The organism is Asticcacaulis sp. W401b, assembly GCF_046503825.1.
GTDB lineage: Bacteria > Pseudomonadota > Alphaproteobacteria > Caulobacterales > Caulobacteraceae > Asticcacaulis.
In genome coordinates, this window is the sequence record NZ_JBKFEE010000002.1 from 389,381 (window position 1) to 413,669 (window position 24,289).

23 protein-coding genes are annotated in these 24,289 nt (G+C 59.3%); 8 read left to right on the forward strand and 15 right to left on the reverse strand.

The window, feature by feature from the left end; genetic code table 11:
- The first annotated feature begins 3 nt into the window (after positions 1 to 3).
- The gene (locus ACK8OE_RS06515; RefSeq protein WP_272739920.1) at positions 4 to 1,056 is read left to right on the forward strand and encodes a 1,9-bis(guanidino)-5-aza-nonane synthase; all 1,053 of its coding nucleotides are present in this window, start codon (positions 4 to 6) and stop codon (positions 1,054 to 1,056) included.
- A 577-nt stretch (positions 1,057 to 1,633) separates the two neighbouring features.
- Here ACK8OE_RS06515 and ACK8OE_RS06520 read toward each other — a convergent pair.
- Entirely contained in the window at positions 1,634 to 2,701 is a 1,068-nt protein-coding gene (locus ACK8OE_RS06520) for a glycosyltransferase family 4 protein (RefSeq protein WP_126421838.1), read from the reverse strand.
- Positions 2,702 to 3,053: 352 nt separating this feature from the next.
- On the opposite strand from ACK8OE_RS06520, the gene ACK8OE_RS06525 reads away from it, so the two are divergent.
- The 4 genes from ACK8OE_RS06525 to ACK8OE_RS06540 all read left to right on the forward strand — a co-directional run bounded on the left by ACK8OE_RS06525 (position 3,054) and on the right by ACK8OE_RS06540 (position 6,956).
- A complete protein-coding gene (locus ACK8OE_RS06525; protein ID WP_126421836.1) occupies positions 3,054 to 3,677 on the forward strand; it encodes a TetR/AcrR family transcriptional regulator in 624 nt (207 codons plus the stop codon).
- Between the two features lie 217 nt (positions 3,678 to 3,894).
- Entirely contained in the window at positions 3,895 to 4,260 is a 366-nt protein-coding gene (gene panD / locus ACK8OE_RS06530; RefSeq protein ID WP_290797221.1) for an aspartate 1-decarboxylase, read from the forward strand.
- Positions 4,261 to 4,514: 254 nt separating this feature from the next.
- A complete protein-coding gene (locus ACK8OE_RS06535; protein WP_410271878.1) occupies positions 4,515 to 6,392 on the forward strand; it encodes a ribonucleoside-diphosphate reductase subunit alpha in 1,878 nt (625 codons plus the stop codon).
- An 84-nt stretch (positions 6,393 to 6,476) separates the two neighbouring features.
- On the forward strand, positions 6,477 to 6,956 hold the full coding sequence (locus tag ACK8OE_RS06540) for a GNAT family N-acetyltransferase (protein ID WP_410271879.1): 480 nt from the start codon (positions 6,477 to 6,479) through the stop codon (positions 6,954 to 6,956).
- Here the strand turns inward: ACK8OE_RS06540 and ACK8OE_RS06545 are convergent.
- Positions 6,953 to 8,377, reverse strand: a complete 1,425-nt coding sequence (locus ACK8OE_RS06545; protein ID WP_410271880.1) for an HD-GYP domain-containing protein — start codon at positions 8,375 to 8,377, stop codon at positions 6,953 to 6,955. The genes ACK8OE_RS06540 and ACK8OE_RS06545 overlap by 4 nt on opposite strands.
- A 119-nt stretch (positions 8,378 to 8,496) precedes the next feature.
- Between ACK8OE_RS06545 and ACK8OE_RS06550 the strand changes: the two genes are divergently transcribed.
- Positions 8,497 to 9,456: a class 1 fructose-bisphosphatase gene (locus tag ACK8OE_RS06550; RefSeq protein WP_410271881.1), complete on the forward strand. Its 960-nt coding sequence runs from the start codon at positions 8,497 to 8,499 to the stop codon at positions 9,454 to 9,456.
- Between the two features lie 126 nt (positions 9,457 to 9,582).
- On the opposite strand, the gene ACK8OE_RS06555 is transcribed toward ACK8OE_RS06550, so the two are convergent.
- The 7 genes from ACK8OE_RS06555 to ACK8OE_RS06585 form a co-directional block, all read right to left on the reverse strand.
- Complete coding sequence (locus ACK8OE_RS06555) at positions 9,583 to 9,945, reverse strand: DUF1428 domain-containing protein (protein ID WP_290797235.1); 363 nt, start codon at positions 9,943 to 9,945, stop codon at positions 9,583 to 9,585.
- A gap of 190 nt (positions 9,946 to 10,135) precedes the next feature.
- Positions 10,136 to 10,498 (reverse strand): DUF1428 domain-containing protein, encoded by a 363-nt coding sequence (locus ACK8OE_RS06560; RefSeq protein ID WP_126421822.1) that lies wholly within the window; start codon positions 10,496 to 10,498, stop codon positions 10,136 to 10,138.
- Between the two features lie 2 nt (positions 10,499 to 10,500).
- Positions 10,501 to 10,986 carry an RNA pyrophosphohydrolase gene (locus ACK8OE_RS06565; protein WP_410271882.1) on the reverse strand — a complete coding sequence of 162 codons (486 nt, stop codon included), beginning with the start codon at positions 10,984 to 10,986 and terminating at the stop codon, positions 10,501 to 10,503.
- On the reverse strand, positions 10,983 to 12,215 hold the full coding sequence (locus tag ACK8OE_RS06570; protein ID WP_410271883.1) for a divergent polysaccharide deacetylase family protein: 1,233 nt from the start codon (positions 12,213 to 12,215) through the stop codon (positions 10,983 to 10,985). Before ACK8OE_RS06570 ends, ACK8OE_RS06565 begins: the two co-directional genes overlap by 4 nt.
- Positions 12,216 to 12,377: 162 nt before the next feature.
- Entirely contained in the window at positions 12,378 to 12,992 is a 615-nt protein-coding gene (locus ACK8OE_RS06575) for a hypothetical protein (protein ID WP_410271884.1), read from the reverse strand.
- A gap of 1 nt (position 12,993) precedes the next feature.
- Positions 12,994 to 14,517 carry an AMP nucleosidase gene (locus tag ACK8OE_RS06580; protein WP_410272030.1) on the reverse strand — a complete coding sequence of 508 codons (1,524 nt, stop codon included), beginning with the start codon at positions 14,515 to 14,517 and terminating at the stop codon, positions 12,994 to 12,996.
- Positions 14,518 to 14,653: 136 nt separating this feature from the next.
- Positions 14,654 to 15,538 (reverse strand): alpha/beta hydrolase, encoded by an 885-nt coding sequence (locus tag ACK8OE_RS06585; RefSeq protein WP_410271885.1) that lies wholly within the window; start codon positions 15,536 to 15,538, stop codon positions 14,654 to 14,656.
- 125 nt (positions 15,539 to 15,663) lie between these two features.
- Here ACK8OE_RS06585 and ACK8OE_RS06590 point away from each other — a divergent pair, with 125 nt between their 5' ends.
- Positions 15,664 to 16,986: an oligogalacturonate lyase family protein gene (locus ACK8OE_RS06590; RefSeq protein WP_410271886.1), complete on the forward strand. Its 1,323-nt coding sequence runs from the start codon at positions 15,664 to 15,666 to the stop codon at positions 16,984 to 16,986.
- A gap of 15 nt (positions 16,987 to 17,001) precedes the next feature.
- Here the strand turns inward: ACK8OE_RS06590 and ACK8OE_RS06595 are convergent, their stop codons facing one another.
- From ACK8OE_RS06595 to ACK8OE_RS06610, 4 genes are all read right to left on the reverse strand, one after another.
- The gene (locus tag ACK8OE_RS06595) at positions 17,002 to 17,517 is read right to left on the reverse strand and encodes a hypothetical protein (protein ID WP_410271887.1); all 516 of its coding nucleotides are present in this window, start codon (positions 17,515 to 17,517) and stop codon (positions 17,002 to 17,004) included.
- Between the two features lie 69 nt (positions 17,518 to 17,586).
- Positions 17,587 to 18,540, reverse strand: coding sequence for a hypothetical protein (locus ACK8OE_RS06600; protein WP_410271888.1), 954 nt, complete (start codon positions 18,538 to 18,540; stop codon positions 17,587 to 17,589).
- 49 nt (positions 18,541 to 18,589) lie between these two features.
- The gene (locus ACK8OE_RS06605; protein ID WP_410271889.1) at positions 18,590 to 18,814 is read right to left on the reverse strand and encodes a hypothetical protein; all 225 of its coding nucleotides are present in this window, start codon (positions 18,812 to 18,814) and stop codon (positions 18,590 to 18,592) included.
- A 47-nt stretch (positions 18,815 to 18,861) separates the two neighbouring features.
- The gene (locus ACK8OE_RS06610) at positions 18,862 to 20,097 is read right to left on the reverse strand and encodes a cytochrome P450 (RefSeq protein ID WP_410271890.1); all 1,236 of its coding nucleotides are present in this window, start codon (positions 20,095 to 20,097) and stop codon (positions 18,862 to 18,864) included.
- A 127-nt stretch (positions 20,098 to 20,224) separates the two neighbouring features.
- On the opposite strand from ACK8OE_RS06610, the gene ACK8OE_RS06615 reads away from it, so the two are divergent.
- Entirely contained in the window at positions 20,225 to 20,692 is a 468-nt protein-coding gene (locus tag ACK8OE_RS06615) for a response regulator (RefSeq protein WP_290797264.1), read from the forward strand.
- A gap of 105 nt (positions 20,693 to 20,797) precedes the next feature.
- Here ACK8OE_RS06615 and ACK8OE_RS06620 read toward each other — a convergent pair whose 3' ends face one another.
- Entirely contained in the window at positions 20,798 to 21,484 is a 687-nt protein-coding gene (locus ACK8OE_RS06620; RefSeq protein WP_410271891.1) for a sensor histidine kinase, read from the reverse strand.
- A 305-nt stretch (positions 21,485 to 21,789) separates the two neighbouring features.
- The gene (locus ACK8OE_RS06625; protein WP_410271892.1) at positions 21,790 to 23,748 is read right to left on the reverse strand and encodes a rhamnogalacturonan lyase; all 1,959 of its coding nucleotides are present in this window, start codon (positions 23,746 to 23,748) and stop codon (positions 21,790 to 21,792) included.
- Between the last annotated feature and the right edge of the window lie 541 nt (positions 23,749 to 24,289).

A 24,289-nucleotide genomic window follows, 5' to 3' on the forward strand; every position in this document is an offset into this window, starting at 1 on the left:
GAGATGAACGCAACTACCCCCCAATCCAATCAAAAGGCTGCCCTGCTCCAGAACACTGTGGAGCACGTCGATATCACCTCTTACGATGCGCGTCCGATCATCGACTCGATGCGCAAGATGTCGTTTTCGTCGCGCGATACCGCCCGCGCCGCCGACATCTTCAACATGGCGCTGGAAGACAAGGACTGCTCGCCGTGGCTGATCCTGGCCGGTTCAACCTCGGCCGGTGGCTGTATGCACGTCTATCGCGACATGGTGAAGTTCGGCATGATCGACGCCGTGGTCGCCACCGGTGCCTCGATCGTCGATATGGACTTCTTTGAAGCGCTCGGCTTCAAGCACTATCAGGCCGCCGGTCCGGTGGACGATAACGTCCTGCGCGACAACTATATCGACCGCATCTATGACACCTATATCGACGAAGAAGAGCTTCAGGCCTGCGACCACACCATCCTTGAGATCGCCAACCGCCTTGAGCCGCGCGGATATTCTTCGCGCGAATTCATCTGGGAAATGGGCAAGTGGCTGTCGGAAGGTAATGCCAAGAAGGAAGGCTCGTTGATCCAGACCGCCTATGAGCACGGCGTGCCGATCTTCTGCCCGGCCTTTGTGGACTCGTCTGCCGGTTTCGGCCTCGTCAAACACCAAAAGGAACGTGCGGCCGCGGGTAAGCCCTATCTGATGCTCGACGCCATTGCCGACTTCCGCGAACTGACCGACATCAAGATCGCAGCCGGCACAACGGGCCTGTTCATGGTCGGCGGCGGCGTGCCGAAGAACTTTGCGCAGGACACGGTTGTCTGCGCCGAAATCCTCGGCGTCGAAGCCGACATGCACAAGTACGCGGTGCAGATCACCGTCGCCGACGTGCGTGACGGTGCCTGCTCGTCCTCGACGCTGAAGGAAGCCGCTTCGTGGGGCAAGGTTTCGACCACCTACGAACAGATGGTCTTTGCCGAAGCCACGACGGTTGTGCCGCTGATCGGTTCGGATGCCTACCACCGTGGCGCGTGGAAGTCGCGCGAGAAGCGCAACTGGGCCAAGCTGTTTGCTTAAACCCTGAGTAAATGACGCCGATTTTTGAGAATAAGTCTTGTTAATCGTTTGCTTAACGGTATCAAAATGCCATTAACCAAAGATTGGCGTCAGAGATCGCGATTTTTTTTTACTCAGCCTCTTCCCTTTTTTAAAATAGTAGCTATTTAGGCTCTAACGACGGTGACACACGAAATTGAGTCGCTGTCATAAGTTCGTCGCCGGGATCATCCCCCCCCCCCCTCGAATCCGGCGGCATGCGCGGCCCTCTCTGCCCCCCAGAGAGGGCCGTTGTTATTTCGGCGCCCGTGATGGGGGGATTTTTAGTCTTCAGTGTTCACAACACCCATTTTCCGTAGCCATGTCTCGACTCGCTGTGGACATTCGGAAATCGGCAGGTCCGTGGGGCGTAAGCCAAACGCATGGCCGCCCGGCGACCAGAGACTTGCCCTTGCCCGTCTGTTCGGGGCCCTTGGCTCTGGGGTTTCCCATATGGGCAGAGTCCGGCCACAGCGCCACGGTCACGGGCGCAGCCGAAGCCGATGAAGCCATGAGGGAAACGCAGAACATCGCAGTGACTGTTCTGCGGGCCATCCGTTTACGCCGCCCGGCGCAGGCGACGCGGCAGGGCGCGCAACCGCGCCCATAGCTTCTTCTTTTCCGCTTCCGGATAGGGTTCCAGATTGCGGATAAACTCCTCCGCACAGGCGCGCCACGAAAACTTTTCGGCATGACGGCGCACGTGGGCGCGATCGAGCTTCAAAGCCTCGGTAATGGCGACACTGAGGTCGTCGTCGATGACGCCTGCCCCTGTGCCGGGGATCAGGTCAATGGGGCCGTGCGCCGGGAAGGCCGCCACCGGCGTCCCGCAGGCCATGGCCTCTAGAATGACGAGGCCGAAGGTGTCAGTCAGGGATGGAAACACAAACACATCGGAATCGGCGTAGGAGCGCGCCAGTTCCTCGCCAAAGCGGGCGCCGGTAAACACCGCGTCCGGATATTTCTCCTTGAGTTCCTCAAGCTGCGGCCCCTTGCCGACCACCACCTTGGTGCCAGGCAGGTCGAGCGACAGAAAGGCTTCGAGGTTCTTTTCGATGGCCACGCGACCGATATAGGTCATGATGGGGCGCGGCAGATCGCCAAAGATCGGCTCAAGGTCCGGGCGGAACATCTCTGTATCGACGCCGCGCGTCCATGGTGAGATGTTCTTGAAGCCGCGCGCCTCAAGGTCTTTTTGCAGGGTGGGTGTCGCCACCATCACGCGGCCCGACGGCTTGTGGAACCAGCGCATATAGCCATAGCCCCAGCTCAGCGGAATGGGCAGGCGCGCCGACACATATTCGGGAAACTTGGTATGATAGGACGTGGTGAAGGGCATCTTCCATTCCATACACACCCGCCGCGCCGCAAGGCCCACAAAGGCTTCGGTGGCGATATGCACGGCATCCGGCTCATAGTCCTGGATGATTTCACGCACCTCTTCGTAGCAGCCCAGCGCCAGCTTGACCTCAGGGTAATCAGGCCACGACACCGATTTGAACTGGGTATAGTCCACGATCTTGAATTCATGGCCGAGCTTTTCGCATTCGGCGATGACTCGTTTCATCGTCGTGACCACGCCATTGACCTGAGGGTCCCACGCATCGGTCGCCAGTAAGATACGCACAATCGTTTCCGTCTGTTGTCCTGGCCCTCTTGTCTAAAGGGCATCGGACGGTCTGTGAAGCATGATTTTATTTCACACCTGCGACAGTGACCACAGCGGTGGGGGAAATCCGGGGGCTTTTGCGCAGTTGCGAACGGCAAAGGGTGGATTTTTCAGGGCTTGCCGCCGCTTTTGTGAGGAGCGGGTTGTTGCGATGCACAAAAAGGCGCGTATAATCGAGCCTATGGTACAAAGTCGCGTCAAACCCTCCAGCCCCTTGTCAACCGCGACGAATGACCGGAATGTGAGTAGCGTCCGCGCCCGTAAACAACACACCACGGGAGGCCAGCGCGCGGAGGCTGGAAGGCAGCTTATGAGCGATCGACCGAAAGACACGCCCAAGTCCCGCCGCACGCGGGTTCAGATTCTCGACACCGCCATGCGGCTGTTCGCCGAGCTGGGCTACGACCGTGCGGGCAATGCCGCCATAGCCGAAGCCTGCGGCCTGACGCGCGGCGCCATGCTTTATCACTTCCCGACCCGCGAAGCGCTGGTCGAAGCCGCCGCCTGGCATATCCACGCCGCGCGCGAAGCCGCCTTTGAAGCCGAAGCCGGCAAGCTGAAGCCCGGTCAGGACGCGCTGGACGGGGCCATTGATGCCTACTGGCGACTGCTCAGTTCGGTGCCGTTTGCGGCCTTTCTGGCGCTGGAGCGTGCCGCGCGTCAGGATGAGGATGTGGCCAAGGCCATTCGCCCGGCGCAGGAAGCCTTTGACCGCGGGGCCATGGGTCGCGCTACGCCGGGCTTTATCACCGCCGGCGTCGATGCGCGTTTTCAGGCCAGCCGTGATCTGGCTCGCTTTGCGCTGGATGGTCTGCACCGGGCCGCCCTGACCTATGATCAGCCCGAACGCATCGAAAACCTGCTCAATGTCATCAAGCGCGCCGTGCATATGCTGAACCGCAAGGGTGATGTGACGGACCTCTGGGTCGATTGAGAGCGGTCTGAGAAAACGGCTGACTTTCGGGCGCGTAAAAGATATTAGCCACGAAAAACACGAAAAGACACGAAATTCGAGCGCTCACAGGGTTTGTGCCCGAAGGGCATCGGATCGTTTTGCGACGCATACGCGGTCAGGCGCTTCGCGCCAGTCATAACCATAGCGTTCGTGTCTTTTCGTGTTTTTCGTGGCCCATCCTTTTCGAAAGTTCACCATGCGTCAGTTGCTGCGTTCTAAGATCCACAACGCCTACGTCACCGAGGCCAATCTGGCCTATATCGGGTCTATTACCATAGACGAGGACCTGATGGACGCCGTCGGCCTGTGGGAAGGTGAGCGCGTACTGGTGGTGTCCAACACGTCGGGCGCCCGTCTGGAAACCTATGTCATCACCGGTGAGCGCGGCTCAGGCAAGATCGCCATGAACGGTGCCGCCGCCCATCTGATCAACGAATCTGAACAGATAATCATCATGGGTTTTGAGCTGACCGACACTCCGATTATCCCCAGAGTCGTGCTGGTTGATCGTCAGAATCGGGTTGACCGCTACCTCAGCGAAACCCCCTCGACGATTCTCTAACAGGACTCTTTTTTAGGGGTATTTTTGCCTTTCGCGCCCAAACCCTTGTGGCGCTTGGCATAATGTTTTTTTTAGGATTTTGTTAACGAAAAACTTCGCCTCTGCGGCGACTTGGCCGTTGACGATGCGATCCGATTATGGCCCCATATAGGGGCTGACGGCGGTCTTCGACACTATATCTAGTTGTCTTGGGTCTGACCTTCGGTGCTCCGGGGGCGGAGCGGTTTTCTCAGGCATACCAGGTGAGTGTGACGATGTCGGCAAATGATGCGGCGGCGAAGGTTCAGGGTGCGGCGTCTGTTAAGGGTACGCTCAAGGTGCGTCCCAAGGAGCGTCCGGAGTTCAAGCTGATCAAGACGGTCGTGACCGATCCGTCCAAGGACGACAAGCTCACCGACTTTGGCAAGAAGACGCTCGACGACCGTTATCTGCTGGCCGGTGAAACCTATCAGGACATGTTCGCCCGCGTCGCCACGGCCTATGCCGACGACTCCGAACACGCCCAGCGCATCTATAACTATATTTCGAACCTGTGGTTCATGCCGGCGACGCCGGTCCTGTCGAACGGTGGGGCCAAGCGCGGCCTGCCCATCTCCTGCTTCCTCAACGCCGTGCCCGATTCGCTCGAAGGTATCGTGAGCGTGTGGAACGAAAACGTAGCGCTGGCCTCCAATGGGGGTGGTATCGGCACCTACTGGGGCGGCGTGCGCTCCATCGGCGAAAAGGTCAAGGGCGCGGGCCAAACCTCAGGCATCATCCCCTTCATCCGCGTGATGGACTCCCTGACGCTGGCCATTTCCCAAGGCTCCCTGCGCCGGGGTTCGGCCGCCGTCTATATCGACATCTTCCACCCGGAGATCGAAGAATTCCTCGAAATCCGCAAGCCGTCGGGCGACTTCAACCGTAAGGCGCTCAACCTGCACCACGGTATCTCGATCACCGACGAGTTCATGGAAGCCGTCCGCGACGGCGCGCAATTCGGCCTGCGCTCACCCAAGAACAACGAGATCATCCGCTATGTGGACGCGCGCGCCCTGTGGCAGAAGATCCTCGAAATCCGCATGCAGACGGGTGAGCCCTACCTGATCTTTGCCGACACGGTGAACCGGTCCATGGCCCCGCACCAGCGCGAGCTGGGCCTGAAGGTCAAGCAATCGAACCTGTGCGCCGAAATCATGCTGCACACGGGTAAGGACCATCTGGGGCATGAGCGCACCGCCGTGTGCTGCCTGTCCTCGGTCAATGCGGAAACCTTCCTCGAATGGCGCGACGAACCGCGCTTCATCGAAGACATCATGCGCTTCCTCGACAATGTGCTGGAAGATTTCATTCAGTCGGCCCCGGACGCCATGTCGGCCGCCGTCTATTCGGCGCAGCGCGAACGCTCGGTCGGTCTCGGCCTGATGGGCTTCCACTCCTTCCTGCAATCGCAGGGCGTGGCCTTCGAATCGGCCATGGCCAAGTCGTGGAACATGCGCCTGTTCAAGCACCTGCGCCGCGAAGCCGACAAGGCCTCGGTCAAGCTGGCTCAGGAGCGCGGGCCCTGCCTCGACGCCGAAGAACGCGGCGTGATGGAACGCTTCTCGCACAAGCTGGCCATCGCCCCCACCGCCTCGATCTCGATCATCTGCGGCGGCACCTCGGCGGGCATCGAGCCGATCCCGGCCAACATCTATACGCACAAGACCCTGTCGGGCTCGTTTGCGGTGAAAAACCCCTTCCTGCAAAACCTGCTGGCCGAAAAGGGGCTCGACACGCCGGAAACCTGGGACTCCATCGTCGAACACGAAGGCTCGGTGCAGCACATCGACGCCCTCAGCGAAGACGAAAAGGCCATCTTCAAGACGGCCTTCGAAATCGACCAGCGCTGGGTGGTCGAACTGGCCGCCGACCGCGCGCCGGAAATCTGCCAGTCGCAATCGCTCAACATCTTCCTGCCGGGCGATGTCGATAAGTGGGATCTGCACATGCTGCACTGGACGGCGTGGGAACAGGGCGTCAAGTCGCTCTATTATCTGCGCTCCAAGTCGGTCCAACGCGCTGCCTTCGCCGGTTCGGAAGGCAAGGCCGCCGCGGTATCAATGGCCGCAGCCGGGAAGACGGACTACGAGGAATGCCTCGCCTGTCAGTAAGCAGGGCCTCAGGCCCTGCACCCGAAACCGGGAGCAAGTTTGAAAGGCCGGAGCCCCGCTTCGGCCTTTTGCTATGGAATGTTTATGACTGAGATCATTCGCGCAGATTACCGCAACCCGGTCCATGCCAAGGCCATTGTCACACTGATGCAGGCTTATGCGCAGGACCGTATGGGCGGTGGCGAAGCCCTGCCTCTCGACGTGACTTCGGTACTGATCGAGCGTCTGGCAGCCACGCCGGGGGCGATGTCGCTTCTGGCCTTTGCCGACGGGCAACCGGCAGGTCTGCTCAATGCCTTTGCCGGGTTTTCGACCTTTGCTGCGCGGCCCCTGCTTAACATCCATGACCTGATCGTCGCCCCGGCGTTTCGCGGGCAGGGCGTGGCGCGCGCGCTGATGGCTGAGGCCGAAGCGATTGCCCGCGAACGCGGCTGCGCCAAGCTCACCCTTGAGGTGCTGGAAGGCAATGCAACAGCGCAAAGGCTTTATCAGTCTCTGGGCTATGGCGATTACGTGCTGGACCCGGCCATGGGCCGCGCCCTCTTCTGGCAGAAGAGGCTCTAAGCCACCTTCTGAACCGGGCGTTCAGTGGCATCGAAGCTGACCGTGCCCGCCTTTGCGTCGGTCTCGATACGGTCAATGGCCTGTTTCAACGCCTCAAAACAGGTCGGGTCGATGGCATCGCCGACGCTTTGCCCGATGATCTCCAGCGCCTTCCAGATCGGCAGGGCCGGGCGATAGGGGCGGTCGGCGGTCAGGGCGTCAAAAAAGTCCGCCGTCGAAATGATGCGCGTTTCCAGACTGATCTCGTCGGCGCTGAGGCCGTGCGGATAGCCCTTGCCATCCAGGCGCTCATGGTGGGCCCCCGCAATGCGCGCCAGTTCCGAAAAGGCCCCGATGCGCGACAGTATGGTTTCCGTATAGAGGGCGTGGGCCTGCATCTGCGCCCACTCTTCGCCATCCAGCCGCCCCGGTTTGTCGAGAATGGTGTTCGACACGCCCAGCTTACCCACATCGTGCAGCAGGGCGGCGCGTTTCAGCCAGCGCCGCGCGCGGGCGTCGAGCCCCATCACCTCGGCCATCATATCGGTATAGAGGGCAACCCGGGACGAATGACCCGCTGTATAGGGGCTTTTGGAATCGACCACCTGACCAAAGGCAATGGCGATATCGTCGAGATAGTCTTCATCCAGCGCGACTTCGTGGTGCGCCGGTTCCATCGACTGAATACGCTGCACCAGATCGGGTGCGCACAGCCCCTCCCAGAAGCCATTTCGCGACGCCACCTCAAAGAAGGCATCGGCGGCTTCTGGCTCAAACCAGGTCCCGGCGCGATTGAGGATTTCACGCAAGGCAGCCGCCTTGCCCCGGCTTTTGAAAAACACATCGACGCACTGACACAGAAGCGCGATGCGGGCATAGGGGGATATGGCCTGACGCCGCAGACCCTGCGGCTGACCGCGCCCGTCCCAGTGCTCATCCAGATCGCGGATACCGATGGCGACGGCCTCTGGGAAACGCAGTTGCCGCGCAATGTCAGCGCCGCGCGTGCAGCGCGTTTCGATCAGTTCGCGCGAAATCTCGCCGCCGTTCTTGAAAATATTGACCACGGCGCGGAAACGTTCGGCCAGATCGGACTTCAGCCCTGTGTGCGCCATGACAAAGCCCAGCACGTCCGACAGGCCGGTGTCGATGTCCTTGAAATCGCGTTTAAAGCTCAGATCATCGGTCAGGTAAAGCTGACAGATGCGCGCCGCATTGGATGAGCAGCCCAGATCCTTGAGCAGCAGGACGTAATAAAGCTCCCACTTCTCATCCGCCGAAAAGCCCAACTCATCGGCAATGTGCATACCGATATAGCAGCAGCGCACGCAGTGCCCTTCCGGCTGCCCTTCGGTAATGTCTAGCGCATAGGAAAAGGCGCTGATCAGTTCCGACAGTTTCAGCCGGTCAGGTGAGATTTCGGGCAGTTTCGGCGCAGGCATGGGGCCCTCGTTCTGAAGGAAGACTTATCATGGCACACCACGCTTAAGACCGCGTTGACGCCGGGCGCGTGGAAGGCTAGTCCTGCGGCACCCAAAAATGACAACAAAAGCGATTTCTAATGCCAGTGACATTGACCGCCTTCCTCGAAGGCCAGAGCGGCCTGCCGCAAAGCCTGAAAACCCTGATCGCCGCCATGGCCGAGACCTGCGCCGTGATCGGCCGCACCGTGAACCTCAGCGCTGTCAATGATCTTCAGGGCGCGCTGGAACAGGAAAACGTGCAGGGCGAGGTGCAGAAGCAGCTCGATGTCATTGCCAACGACATCATGCTCGAAGAAGCCCGCTGGAAGGGCGTGGTGCGCGGTCTGGCCTCTGAAGAGATGGACGACTATGTGGCCTTCGATAAGGGCGACTATCTGCTGTTCTTCGACCCTATCGACGGGTCGAGCAATGTCGATGTCAACGGCGTGGTCGGCACCATCTTCTCCGTCCTGCCCGCGCCGCAGGGTGATCTGAGCTTAAGCGACTTCCTGCGTCCGGGCCGCGATCAGGTGGCCGCCGGTTACGCGGCCTATGGCCCGCAGACCCTCCTCGTCCTCACCGTGGGCAAGGGCGTCGTGGCCTTTACGCCGGATGCCGACGGCGTGTGGATACAGACCAAGACCGCCATGACGATTCCGGTTTCGACGCGCGAATTTGCCATCAACATGTCCAATCATCGCCACTGGTTCCCCGGCATTCAGCGCTATATCGACGAGTGCGTGGCCGGCAAGGACGGCCCGCGCGGCGCCGATTTCAACATGCGCTGGCTGGCCTCTATGGTCGGTGACGTGCACCGCATTCTCACGCGCGGGGGTATTTTCATGTATCCGGGCGATACCAAGCGCGCCGAGGGCAAGCTGCGTCTGATGTATGAAGCCAACCCTATCGGCTTCCTGATCGAGCAGGCGGGCGGCAAGGCCACCAACGGCACCGCGCGCATTCTCGACCTTCAGCCGACCGGCCTGCATCAACGCACGGGCGTGGTGCTGGGCTCGGCCGAAGAGGTCGAGCGCGTGGCAGAGTATCTTAACGGTTGATACCAAGGGTCATTGGAAATGACTCTTGGTATGCCTTTCGAGAATGTCTCATGTCGCTGATACATATGAGACAGTCTCGTTTTTTCAACGGCCGGATGCGGGCAGCATCTTCGGCCGTTGGTAAAATCAAGCCGTAAAGATCGTCTGAAAGCCGCCATAGATCAGGCGCTTACCGTCAAAGGGCATGTCCATCTCGGCCATGCGCGGATCGGCCTGTGCCTTTTCCCAGGCGATATTACGGACCTCTTTTGACGGCCAGACGACCCACGAAAAGACCACGACCTCGCCCGCTTCCAGCTTTACGGCCATCGGCAGCGAGGTCAGCTTGCCTTCCGGCACGTCATCGCCCCAGTTTTCGACCACGGCCAGCGCGCCCAGTTCCTTGAACAGGGTGGCGGTGACCTGTGCGGATTTCAGATAGGCGTCGCGGTTTTCGACTTTGACCGGACAGACAAAGCCATCGACATAGGTGGTGGGGGTCTCAGACATGGGGGGCGTCTCCTCTGTTGGGAGGCACCAGCCTAAGGCCCTGTGGATAAAATGCCAATGGGTCTGGATCATTATGATTTCTGGTAGAAACATAATAATCCAGATTCTATTTCGCCCCTCGCCGGGCGGTGGCTTGCGCCACCTTGGCCACCGCCTCAATGGCGGCTTGAGTGGAAGGATTACTAAGAAATCATTCCGCTCTATTTTCGACCAGCACCTGAAACCCGCCATAGACCAGCTTAGCCCCGTCAAAGGGCATGTCTTCGCTGGGCTGCATCCGCGGGTCGTCCATGATCTTTTCATTGGCTTCGTCGCGCGCCTCTTTGGAGGGCCACATCACCCACGAAAAGACCACGCTGTCCGACAGCTTGCCGCGCGCCGCATTGCGGAAGGAGACGCCTTCGTCGCCTTCGGGCAGGTCGTCACCCCAGCATTCGACCACCTGAAGCGCGCCATATTCCTTGAACACTTCGGCGGCGGTTTCGGCCATCTTCTTATAGGCGGCGCGGTTTTCCTTGGGCACCGGGATCAGGAATCCATCGACATAGGACATGCTCAGGCCTTTCCCAGCAGGGTTGTCAGTTCGGCAATAACGCTGCGGTAGGAGTCGCGCTTGAAATGCACCACGCGCTCGATCACCTGATCGAGGTCGCACCATTCCCAGCGGTCAAATTCCTGCTCGCCGTGCGCCTGAAGGTTCACTTCGCTGTCGGGGCCATTAAAGCGCACAAAGTACCAGATCTGCTTCTGGCCCTTGAAATTGCGACCGATCTTCTTCTGCGCCAGCACTTCGGGCGGGAAGTCATAGACGATCCAGTCGGAGGTGCAGCCCAGTATGTCGATGGTGCTCAGACCGGTTTCCTCATAAAGCTCGCGCCGGGCGGCGGCTTCAAGGTCTTCGCCGGCATCGACGCCGCCCTGCGGAAACTGCCAGGCGTAGTCGCCGCTCATGCCGAAGCGGTGGCCGATCCACACCTTGTTCTGCGCATTGAGGACGACGATGCCCACATTGGGGCGGTACTCAGATAAATCCTTGCTCATCGCCTCATAATAGCGGAAGCGGGGGCCAGTTGAAGCCCTTTTTGTTCAAGGCTCTGCGTCCATTTGATCGCCACGGCCAGCGTGACCGGATAGGCAAAGCCCGACCCCAGGGCGCGGCCGCGCGCCTTGGCCTGCGCTTCGATGGCCGCCAGTTGCGCATTGATGCTCTGCGAATTGATCTGGGCGTCGATCACGCGATCGGCCGAAGCGCGCGTCCAGCCGCCGCCGACATCGCGCGCCTGACCGTCGTCAATAAAGGCCACGCCGCGCGCCTTCATCACATTGAGAAAGGCCGTCATCGAGCCTTTATCGCGCAAGTAAGCGCTGCCCTGATAATTCATGACGCCGAAATAGCCGGTGGCGCGCCCCATCAGCCAGTTGAGGCTGGCGTTCATATCGTCAGGACGCTGCCCGACCAAAAGCGTGCGCGGGCCGGGATCGGTGTCGGGATAGTTGGTCGGCTCCATCGGAATTTCGATCAGCACCTCATGGCCCTGCGCACGGGCGGCATCGATCCAGCCTTGCAGCCCTTCGGCGTGCGGCACGAAGGACAGGGTGACTTCGGCGGGCAGTTGCTCGATGGCGGCCTTGGTGGTGGTCGGGTTGAGCCCCAGCCCGCCGACGATCAGCGACACCATCGGCTTGCCATTCGACTTGAACGGGCGGGCATAGGCCGAGGCCGGAACGCGGCCATCCGACGCGATGGCGGGCAGCGGGCCGTTGGGGCCATTTTGCGACAGACCGGCAATCGGGGCGGGGGCGAGCGGCGAAGCGGGCAGCTTATTGGCGCTGCCGACCGTTACCGGCGCGCCGTCATTGGGCAGGGTGATGACCGCCGTGCCGTCGGCGGGCCCCGCCTCGCCATTGGCGTTGAACTGATCGGCGGAGGCGTCCTTGAACAGGCCCAGCGAATCGAGCGTGAAGGCCTGAAGCCCTGAGGCCGCGTCATCGGCGGTGGCCGCAGCTGGCGCATGGGCGTCGGCCTTGGGGGCTGCGGTGGTCGCCGCCGCGATCTGAATGGTCGGGTTGCCGGCTTCCGGATCGGACAGGCTCAAAAACAACGCCCCGCCGCCGATAAACAGCCCCAGCGCCATCAGCGGCGCGGTGTAGGGCTTTTTCAGAATGTCGAGTGCGGCGGGACCTAAGCCCTTGACGCGGCTCATCAGCCCGCCGTCCTTACGGAACAGCGGCGAATTGGACAGGGACGGGAGCTTTGGTTTGGCGAACATGGAGCGTGTGTGACCCAAATTTTTGTCGCGCTTCTTGGGTCCGAAAACCGGTGTCCACTTTTCGGGAAGCACGAAAAACCCTGCCCGCACCCACGGCGGACAGGGTTAATATGCGCTAACGGCGGTTAACAAAGCCTAACGCAATCTAAACTGCGTGAAAAATTAGCCTATGCGTTCGCAGTAGGTGTGAAGCGCGAGCCAAATTTCCTGAAACGGGGTCGAGAAACGCATTTTGCGTAAGGCCTCCATTATCTCACTGGCGGCTATCTCTCGACCAGATTCATGTTTTATGAAGCCCGTATTGAGATAAACGAGTAGGCCAAAAACACCTGAATATTTTGACTTGTTTTTTCGTTCTATGGCTTCTGCAACGAGGTGTACGTTTTCGGAAACGGTAAGCCAGTTTTCCGCTGGGTCCATCTGAGACCCTGTTTCATGCACTTCCCGAAGTTCTAAATCTCGTTTCCTATTGGGTCTTAGTACCTCTGTCGCTTCAAAAGAGTAATCCTGAGAGTCTATTGTGAGCCAGAAATCAGGAGGATCATCTCCCAGCCAAACGTGGGTGGCGTTACGTAATGGCGCGAACCGACTGGCTAAAAAAGCTTCTTTGTAAAACCCTGCTTGCGGCGTGCTGATTAGTTGAAAGCCGTATTTTGAACTTACCTTATCAACCAGAGCGGAAAAATCATTCGCACTTTGTTTGATGCTCAATACCCGCCGCATTTCTGGTGCGGCGGATCGTATAAGCATCTTCTGGTCTTCAGTAGTTTTGTTCATATCACCTGAACGGTGGCTCATCGAAGGCGCGGAGTTTGCGCGAATGCAGCTTCGCCCCGGCCTGACGCAGCAGGTTGATCGTCTCAAAACCGATGTCGATATGCTCGGCAATGGCGCGTTCATAGAAGTGGTTGGCCTGACCCGGCAGTTTCAGTTCGCCGTGCAGCGGCTTATCCGACACGCAGAGCAGCGTCCCGTAGGGCACGCGGAAGCGATAGCCCTGAGCGGCCAGTGTCGCCGATTCCATGTCGATGGCCACGGCCCGGCTTTGTGAGAACAAAAGCGCCGAGGACGAATAGCGAAGCTCCCAGTTCCGGTCGTCGGTCGTGACCACCGTGCCGGTGCGCAGGCGCTTTTTGAGGGCGTCGCCGTCCTGACCGGTGATGTTGACCGCGGCCTGTTGCAGGGCGACCTGCACTTCGGCGATGGGCGGGATGGGGATTTCGCGCGGCAGCACATTATCCATCACGTGATCGTCGCGTAGGTAAGCGTGGGCCAGCACGTAGTCACCGATGCTTTGCGACGGGCGCAGGCCACCGCAGTGGCCGATCATCAGCCACACATGCGGGCGCATGACGGCGAGGTGGTCGGTGATGTTCTTGGCATTGGCCGGGCCGACGCCGATATTGACCAGAGAGATGCCCTGACGGTCGGACGACAGCAGGTGATAGGACGGCATCTGGAATTTCCGCCAGGGCGAATTGGCGATCAGCTCCAGCGGGTTGGGCGTGTCCTTGGTGATGACGATGCCGCCGCAGCAGGACAGGGCCGTATAGGGGCTGTCCGGACGCTTGAGCTGCTCCAGCGCGTAGGCGACGAATACATCGACATAGCGATGATAGTTGGTCATCAGGATGTAGGACTGGATATGTTCGGCCGGGGTGCCCGTATAGTGTTTCAGGCGGGCCAGCGAAAAATCGGTGCGCAGGCCATCGAACAAGGCGAGAGGACGATGCCCCTCGGCATCGAGAAGTTCCATGCCGTCGGCGACTTCATTACCGATCAGGGCCAGTTCGGTGGTCGGGAAATGCCGCGCCAGATCGAAGGCCGAGACGCTGTTGAGGTCAAGGCCCGCGCCATCCAGCACGTAAGGGTAAGGGATTTCCTGATCTGAGACGCCGACGCTGATTTCGGCATTATAGTCGGTTTGCAGTAGCTCAAGCTGCGTCCTGATCTCTTCGCCAAACAGGTCCGGGCGGGTGATCGAGGAGGAATAGGTGCCGGGCCGCGAGAAGCGGGCAAAGGCGCGGTTGACGACCGGGTGGCGCAGGTGCAGCGGCGCGTCGTCATCTTCTTCATCGACGCCCTTCCACACCACGATCAGGCGCGGATAGCAGTACCGGCCTTGTTCACGGGCGGCTTTCGACGGTTTGCTGCGGTCAGTGAGATAGGCCTGAAGATCGGTTTGCAGCGCCTTGACGGCGGCGACGTAGATGTCTCTCAGGCGGGCGACGGCCTCGGCGGCGGTCAGATTGTCGAAACGGTGGCTTTCGGCGCCACGAGCCGCTTTTCTTTGCTTTTCCATATTCCATTGTGCCACGCCTTTTTCCCTGTGAAAAGACCATGGCCCACACATTTTGTAACCCGGTTACAGGCGGCGTGAGGAAGATATGGGTCGTTCTTTTTTATACCTCCCCAGCAAGCTGGGGAGGTACAAGGCGTTACAGATTCGCTTTCAGAAAGGCGGCGCAGTCGGCGCGTAGCGGGCCCTTGCCGCGAAACGGAAGGGAATAGGCCGCCGCGCAGTCCGAATGGCTCAACCCCTCATAGACGATCAGTTGCGACGATGTGCCGACCTTTTTGAGCGCCGCATCGAGATTGACCGAATTGCTCAGGCGGCACACCGTGTCGGCGCGGCTGTGCTGAAGCAGAAAGCGGGTCGTGCTTTTGGTGGCGTGCTGGATCGGCTGGGTTTCCAGCGGGCGCGCATAGCGGCCGAAGCTGTTGCGGGTGGCATCCACATCGAAGGGATAAAAATCATAAGGACCAGACACGCCGATGGCCACCCGGATGGGATTGGAGGCCAGCGGATCGAACCGCAGGAACTGCTCATCCAGCGCCAGCATGATGGCGATATAGGCGCCAGCGGAATGGCCCATGACGCCCAGACGCGCGGCATCGCCGCCCCAGGTAACGGCCTGCTTTTGCACATGGCGCACAGCGGCTGCGGCGTCCTGCATGAAGTCCGGGAAGACGACTTCCGGATAGAGGCGATAATCGGCGACGACCACCAGATAGCCCAGCGAGGCCAGCGATCGGCCCATCCAGACATAGTCGGTCTTGCTGCCCGAATCCCAGTTGCCGCCGTAAAAGAAGACCAGAACGGGCCAGCCCTTCGGTGGCTTCGTTCCGGAAGTCGGGGCATAGACGTCGTAGCGCTGACGCGCCTTATCGCCATAGGCGACATCCTGCGCCACGCGGCGGGAGCCGCCATCCTTTGGGGTCAGGGTGTTGAACGCCGACAGGGTGGAACAGCCCGATAGCACCAGACCCAGGCCGCTACCGATGACAAGGCCGCCCAGCAGCCGGCGTTTATTGAGGATCATGCGGAACCTTTGCGACGGATTTTGCGCACAGTTGCGTGAACATGCTAAATTGTGACATTGAGTGTGACCAACACTATCCTAGTATGGCCCTAAGCAGACCATACGGATTTCAGGGAGCTTTGGACGTGCATAAGCGAGACTTTCTTCTGGGCGCCGCGGCGGCGGCCTTTGCGGCCCCTGCGCTGGCGCAAACCCCTGCGGCGAAGGCCGATATCCCGCGGGAATGGATAGACGCCGACACCGGCCACCGCCTTGTGCGCCTGTCGGACGAGGATAATTCCAAATCCCTGTACTTCCATGACAACGCCTTCACGGCGGATGGCAAGTGGATGATTTTCGACAGCCCCTCTGGCATCCAGATGGTCGAGCTGGCGACGCGCAAACTGCGTCAATTGACGCCGAAAGGCTATGGTAGCCTGATGGTGTCGCGCACGAAGAACATCTGCTACGCGCGCAAATTCCCCGGCGGCGAAAAGAAGAGCGCCGACGATAAGGGCCGTGCCGGCATCGAGATCGTCGCCATCGACATGGATACGGGCAAGATCCGCACCATCGCCAAGGATATCAAGGGCTATGTGACGACGGTCAATGCCGACGATACTCTGCTGGCAGGCACCTGGGCCGAACGCGAATACCAGCTCCAGCCGGGGCCGAAGGTCGCCAATACGGATGGCGGTTACAATGCCGTCGGTCCCGACGGCAAGCCGCTCAGCTTTCAGGCCGCCAAGGAGGTGCGTATGGCCGAACGGCTGGCGCAGAACATCCCGATGGAGATTTTCACGCTGGACATTCAGACCGGCGAACGCAAGGTGGTCACCGCCTCGACCGACTGGCTCAACCACGTGCAGTTTTCGCCGACCGATCCGCACCGTCTGATGTATTGCCACGAAGGGCCGTGGCACAGCGTCGATCGCATCTGGACGATCAGGACCGACGGCACGGGCAAGGAAAACGTTCATAAGCGTATGATGAATATGGAGATCGCCGGGCACGAATTCTTCTCGTTTGACGGTGAACGCATCCTGTATGACCTGCAAACGCCGCGCGGTGAAGACTTCTGGCTGGCCAGCTATGACCTCAAAACGCACAAGCGCATCTGGTATCATATGGAGCGCAACGAATGGTCGGTGCACTTCCAGATCAGCCGCGATGGCAAGCTGTTCGCCGGTGACGGCGGCGATGCCGACATGGTGGCCCGTGCGCCGGACGGCAAATGGCTCTATTTGTTCCAGCCGGAGATTATCGACGACCTCGGCGTCTCAGCCCCCAATGCGGCGGAGCTGGTGCGGCCGGGTGTGCTGCGCGCCACCAAGCTGGTGAACCTCAAGACGCATAACTATAACACCGAGCCGAACCTGCAATTCACGCCGGACGGCAAGTGGATCGTCTTCCGCTCCAACATGCACGGCCCTATCCACGTCTATGCGGCGCAGGTGGCGAAAGGGTGAGCGATTTGTGATGTATCAGTACGGAATAGGGCGAATAGGTAGTGAAATGATTTCGCCATATTTCAAAATAGCGGGCTGTACGTCTGCACGCGCAAGTGTTTTTTGCCGCGTGGCCTCACGCGCCAATTGCACAGGTGTTGATTTCTTTTGTGGCAGATAGGTCTGAACATTCATGAGCGCATATGTGCGTGTGTCGGGGTCTTCGAGTTGATCGATAATGACTTTGGCCAGCATGTCGCTATCTTCTGCGCAAAGTAGAGCGGTTTGAAGTGGCGAGTAAGCGGCCTTGGCATTTTGCAGCATAAGGTCCAGAGAGGCTTTCATCTTGTCGGTTTCGCCGGTTTGCGCATATGCGCAAACTTTGACCCCCTCGATTGACATCTGGCCGTAAAGGTTCGCTTGATTGGCTCTGATGTTTCCGACTTCTTTCAAGGCTTCATTTGGACGTGAAAGGGCTGTGTAGAGGGCTCCGAGATTTATTCTCTGACTGACCATATCTCGGCCATCAGCAACAGATACGTCGCGCGCCATCTTTAAAACCTGTTCGGCTTCGGCATGACGTCCCAACTGCCACAAAATACGAGATTTTGTGTCTAAAGCTCAATTGAGTCGGGTGGCCACATCGTCGTAGGGCTTACGATTTACGGGGGCGCGGTCGTGTTTATTCAGAGCCTCATCAATTACTTTTAATGCCTCTTCTGGTCGATCAAGGTCGTTCAGGTCGAGCGCGACAAGATCGGGCCCGGCCAGAAGAGTCGGATTGCGGTAGGCGAAATCCCGATGTCGTGCCAGTTGGGCTTCGTAGGCCGCTGTGATCTGCGCATCCGTCACATGCCGATAAGCGTTGTAACGCTTATCTATGCGCAGCCTGATTAGACTATCGGGTTCAATTAATGCGGCGGCAACGGTTGCGGCTTTCTCGGTCTCGCCCTTTGATACGTAAATTTCAAAAAGCTCGAAAGAAAGCGATTCTACCGAATAACCACTTTCCTGAGGAGTGTAGTGGGCCGATTGCAATGCCTCAAGAAGTCTGCGTTTGCTGGCCTTTCCATCTTGGATTTCATTGCTGGAATAAACAATTGAAAAAACAATATTGCGATCTATTTCCTGAATTCTGTGGGGAAAGCGCGATGCCAAAACAGTCAGGGCCTCCACAGCATCTTGGTGCTTTTTGAGTCTGGGTGCGATGGCTAGACGTAATCGCCAGTACTCATAGTTTGTTGCATCACCGGGGACGTGACGCGCCCTTTCTAAGGCGTCATAGGCCTCTTCGGGTGCATTCGAGTTGAGAAGCGCGATAGAAAGCAGACGGTAGCACAAAACCTGAGTGTCTGGAGGCAGAGAGCCGAATTGTGCATTATCGATAATCGTCCGGAGGGATTTGATTGCCTTCTTGAAGTCTCCGGCTTGCAGATGCGAATCGGCGTCTGCAAGCCACTTTTGCAGATATTGCGATTGATCAGATACGCGCGCTGCTGTGTCCAATGCCGTAGCGCTGACGGGTATCAGCGCGGACGCGCCGACCAAGGCGGCAACAAAAAGAAACTGACGCATGGAGTCCCCCCGGATTTTTTTTAAATCCTATACTCTGTTGCCGCCTCTGTCATCCCCGGACCAGCGTGCACCCGGCGGAATAGACCAGCAGTAGCGACGGGGCCGGGGGTGTCGAGGGCAGGGGCGTGCCGTTTTCGCGATAGGCAAAGCCGCCGATGCGATAGATGCCGGTTTGGGTCTCATCGCGCTGCGCCGTCTGCGGGCGTGCCTGCCCGACGATTTCGACCAGCGCGCGGTCATAGAGCTTAAGGCCGGAAAACTTCGATTTACGCATGGACGCACTCCCTGCACAAACCGTGAACGATCAGGGTTAATGCCGGGTTAACCGACCCGCAAAGGCAGGACTTTCGGCCCGCGCAGCGACAGGCTGGGCTTGAACTGTGGCTCCGCGGTCAGTTCGAGTTTTTTGAAGCGCGACAGAAGCGTCGCAAAGGTAGCCTCCATATTCATGCGCGACAGGTGGTTACCCAGGCAGAAGTGCGGCCCGGCGGCAAAGGCCAGATGGCGGTTGGGCGTGCGTCCAATGTCGAAGTGGTCGGCATCGGCGAAGGCCTCCGGGTCGCGGTTGGCCGAGGCGTAGAGCAGGCCGATCTTTGTGCCCTTGGGTATCTCCCAGCCATTGACTTGCATGTCTTCTGCCGCAAGGCGATGGAAGAAGGGCAGGGGCGCGTCGTAGCGGAACATCTCCTGAATGGCCGTCGGCATCAGGCCGGGATCGGTGCGCAGACGCTGAAGCTGATCCGGGTGGGTCAAGAGCGCCGTCAGGCCGTTGCCCATGGCGTCGATGGTCGAGCCGTGCCCGGCCATCAGGATCAGCATACAGGTCGAGATATATTCATCCTCGCTCAGTTCGTCCGCGTCCCAGCGCCTCAACAGCCGCGAAATCAGATCATCCTGCGGGCGTTTACGTCGCTCATCAGACAGGTCGATCAGGTAGTCATAGAAGGTTTTGGTGGTGCGTTCGGCCAGCGCCTTGCGGTCATTGGTGCGGTCGATATCAAAATACTGCACGATGTCCTCGGACCAGATGCGTAACTGTGCGCAGTCTGCGTCCGGCACGCCCAGAAAGCGGCCGATGACGCGCCCCGGCACATGCACGGCCAGATCGTTGATAAAGTCGAACTCTGAGCCTACCGCGTCGAACAGCTCCGATACATAGGCCTCGGCTCCGGTTTTCAGTCGCTCGACCTGAGACGGGGTGAATTCACCGAACACCAGCCGTCGCAGGCGCTGATGCACGTCCCCATCGGAATTGAGCATCGAAAACTGCACAAAGCGCGCATGATAGGGCATGTCGTGCCAGTTCTGGGCGCGGCGGTCGGCGGCGATCTCTTCGGCGCTCAGACGATGGTCGAGCGACCGCAGCGACAGGGGGTTGAGGGCGGCGGCCTGTACGTCGGCAAAGCGCGAGAACAGCCAGATATCAAACGGCGCAAAGTAATAGGGCGCGCTCAAAGCCCGCAGGCGCGCATAGGCCGGGTAGGGGTTGCGGGTGAATTCGGGCCCCAACGGATCAAAGAGGGCGGGATCGGCGGCAGACGGATCGGGCAAACGCATCGGACAAACCTGTGCGGCGGACCAAGCCGTGTCAAGCGGTCGCGGAGGGTCAAATGAAATGGATTTGCTAAACCGTCCGAATAACAGCATATTGCGAAGTTTGAACATACCCTCAGGGCCCCGCCGGATGACACCGCCTGAGTTGCACATCCTGATTGTCGATGACAATCGCGGCGACGCGGTGTTGCTGACCCGTGCCCTCAAGGCGGCACTGGACGAAGCGGTCATTGAGACAGTTTCATCGGGCGAGCAGGCCTTGCAGCGCCTGCTGGGCGAAGGGGAATATAGCGGAAAACCTGTACCCGTGCTGGTTCTGCTCGATTGCCGTCTGCCGCGCCTCAGCGGGTTTCAGGTGCTGGAAAAGGTGCGCACCGATCCGGCTTTGACACAGGTGCGTATTTTGCTGATGTCCGGACTGGTCACGCCGGAGCATGTGGCCGAAGGCGAGCGCTGCGGTTCGGACGGCCATATCGAAAAGCCCGACACCCCGCACGCCTTTGACGATCTGGCTCAGGCTTTACGCGGGTTCACAATGGACGCCTCCGGTCGCGGCGCGCCTTTTCGTTTCCCGGACGGCCTGCCGCACACTCTCTAAAGCGATGTGCGGAAAAGTGTGAGCTGTTTTCCGCAAAAACATCGCGACAAAACAAAAATTTAGAGCGAAATGGCGTTTCCACCTAAAGTCATTTCGCTCTAAAACTCAGGCCCTGGGCAGGCTGAACGAGATGGCCGTGCCGTCATCCGATGAGCCGATACCGATCTGGCCCCCGTGCATCAGGACGATCTTGCGGGCCAGGGTCAGGCCCATGCCGGCGCCGTCATAGACATCGTCATTGTGCAGCTTGCGTAAGGGGCGGAACACGTCGTCATGGAACATCGGGTCGATACCGATGCCGTTGTCGGTGATCGAAATCCAGTAGGCCTGCTCGGTCTCTTCGCAAGCGATGTCGATGATCAGCGGCTGATTGCGACGGCGGAATTTGATGGCATTGTCGATCAGCATGTAAAACAGCTGGTACAGGCGGTTGGGGTCGCCCGTGACCTCCGGCAGGATGCCGGCGTTGAGCGTCCCGCGAATCATGTCGAGATCGGTCTGACGGTTCATATGCACGCGCGCCACGATCTCTTCCAGATCGACCTTCTGATCCAGCCGCGGCACGGTGTTGAGGCGTGAGAACTGAAGCAGGCCGTGCAGGATTTCCTGTAGCTTCTCCCCGCTTTCCAGAACCATGGACAGGTTGGTGCGCGCGTCGTCCGTTTCGGGCACCGGCGCCTGTTCGACCAGAAGCCGCGAAAACTCGACAAGCGACCGTACCGGTCCGGCCAGATCGTGCGAGACGATATAGGCGAAGTCCTTGAATTCCTCCGCCGGGTCCATCTCGGTCATGCTCCTTATCTGATATTTTTGCATGTCGGGCTCCGTGCCTGTGTGGAAAATTATACCGCTTACTCTGCTCTACCTGTTGTGGCCCTTTAATACGCCTGAACTAGGCTCATGGGTGGCTTTTGCAATCCCATGAACCGGTTACATATACGCTCTCACAACCTTACAGAGATTTAAACGCAAACTGAAAGCACATAAATTTGATTGTTTTTGTTACGGTTATTGCCTTTCATTCGCGTTTGTGAGGCAAAAAAAGCCCCGTCTGTGACGACGGGGCTCATAGCTTGCACCAGAGTGAAATAGAAATTCTATTGGGCTTTTGCCACGCTGACCTGCGGCTTCGGCGGCGCCTTCAAGCCTTCGCCGATAAAGAAGGACGGCCAGGGCGGTTGATTATAGGCGGTGTTCTGCCAGGCGATGGCGGCGCGGTATTGCGGGTCCTGCATCAGGGTGGTGAATTTGTAGGTCGTCGGAATATTAGTCGAATAGATGCGCAGCGATGTGTTGTCCTCGCTACGCAGCATCACCTCTTCGCGCCAGTCGCCGAACAGGTCCGCCGACAGGGCCGGCGTCGATTTGGTGCCGTTGTTCGACGTCGCCCCTTGTGCGTCGAGTATCACCTTCGACTCTGACGTATTCCAGTCCCACTTATAGACCTTGTTGCCGTCCAGCAGCTCGCGCAGCAGATCGCCGTCCCACCACACCATGAAGTTCATCTGGCGGGGGCGTTTGTCCGTTATGACATTACCCTTCACATCGTACAGATTGCCGCTGTTCGAGGCCCAGAATTCGGCCCCCGGATGGCGCGGGTCGATATCGCCTGCGGCACCCCGGCCGGTGTCCTTATCAGCAGGCACCTTGAAGATCACTTCGCCGGTCCGCGCATCGAGCAGCGCCGCGCCAGTATTGCCGGACATCTTCATATTCTCGTGTACGCCCCACTTTTCGAGCCCCGGTCGGTTGGGATCGAGGTCAGAGACGTGCATGGCGTCGCCGTGGCCCATGCCGGTGGTCCACAGCGGCTTTCCTGTGTCATCGAGTGCCATGGCGCCGTAGAGGATTTCCTGCCTCCCGTCGCCATCGACATCGGCGACGCTGAACTGGTGATTGCCCTGCCCGGAATAGCCGGACGGCACCCCGGCGGCTTCGGAGTCGAAGTACCAGCGATTGGTCAGCTTGCCGTTTTTGTAATCAACGGCGGCAATGGTGGTGCGGGCGTAATAGCCGCGCGCGAAGATGGCGCTGGGGTGTTGCCCGTCCAGCCACGCCGTTCCGGCCAGAAAGCGGTCGCTGCGGTTGCCATAGGCATCCCCCCAGCGCGCCGTCGCTTCGGCATCGGTGGGATTGTCGCCGTTCGGGCCGCGCGGTGACGGATAGGGGATGGTATCGACCACCTTGCCCGTCGCGCCTTCGAAGACGCTCAGATATTCCGGCCCCTTGAGCACGCGCCCGGTCAGGCGCGCCATCAGCTTGCCGTCTTCGGTCTGACGCGAACCGGTGCGGTCCTTATTCTCGATCTCACCCGAAGGGATGACCCAGTCCGCAGTGGCGTCACCGATCACCTTGCCCTGCGCGTCGGTGGTGCCGTCCGCCGTCTTGACGATCAGCTCGGCCTTGCCGTCGCCGTCATAGTCGGCCACCTGAAACTGCGTGTAGTGCGCCCCGGCACGGATATTGCGCCCCAGATTGATGCGCCACAGTTGCTTGCCGTCCAGAGTATAGGCATCGAGCAGCACCGGCCCCGTGTAGCCGCCCTGACTGTTGTCCTTGGCATTGGTCGGGTCCCACTTCAGGATGATCTCATAGCGGCCATCGCCATCGAGATCACCGACCGAGGCGTCATTGGCGGTGTAGCTATAGGCCTGCCCGTCCGGTGTCGTGCCATCGGCCGGTTTGTTCAATGGGATAGACAGATAGCCGTCGATCCGCAGGGCTTTGGAGGCGGTGCCTTCCTTGCCCGCCATGACTTCGCGCACCTCATAGGTCGCGGTATTGGAGCCCGCCTCGTCCTTGAAGCTGGTCGTTGTGGTGATGGGCTTAGTGTTCAGCTTGCGACCGTCGCGATAGATATTGAAACCCAGTCTGGCGTCATCCGTCACCAGCGCTCGCCAACTGACCAGCACGCCCTTTTCCGAGGTCACCGCGACCGCGCCACGATCCAGATATTCGACCCTGGCTTTCGGCGCGTCGGCCGCCATCGCCGGTGCTGCGCCCAGCATCAGGGCGACGCCAGCCAGAAGAGAGACTTTGAGTGTCGGGATTGTCATATGTTCCTCCGATGCGTGGCCTTGTTCACGCGTGCCGCCGCTTTCCGGGACGTTTTACGCGCCAGTCAGGCTGATCTGTCGCCAGCGATAGCACAAATTTGTGCCCTTCCAATCGAAATTGATCGAATTTGATTTTTTGAGTGACTTGAGCGGCCCTTCAAAAGCGGAGCGCTCAGCCCGGCGGGCCGGAATGCGGCTATCGCCTTATTGCCTATACAGCACATTGAAACAAAACAACTAAATATGAAAATGACAGCCGGTCAAACGCCGCCCGCAACCCTCGCGTGAGCCGCATAAATGATTGTAAGTTTTGAAAAATTTGTCCAAACGGCCTCAATTGTGTGACATTTGTGTTACTTTTGGGCGGCAATGTGACTCTATTGTCGGACTTAAGGCCAATTATGATCACATTGTGGCTTGACTTATCAGCTTCGATCAATGAGGATCAGCGTCATCCAACAGGTTGTTGCGTCAGAGGCCCGCACAAAAACAAAGGGCCCTGGCAGGGGAGTGAAAAGCCGGAAGGCGATTCCGAACTGAC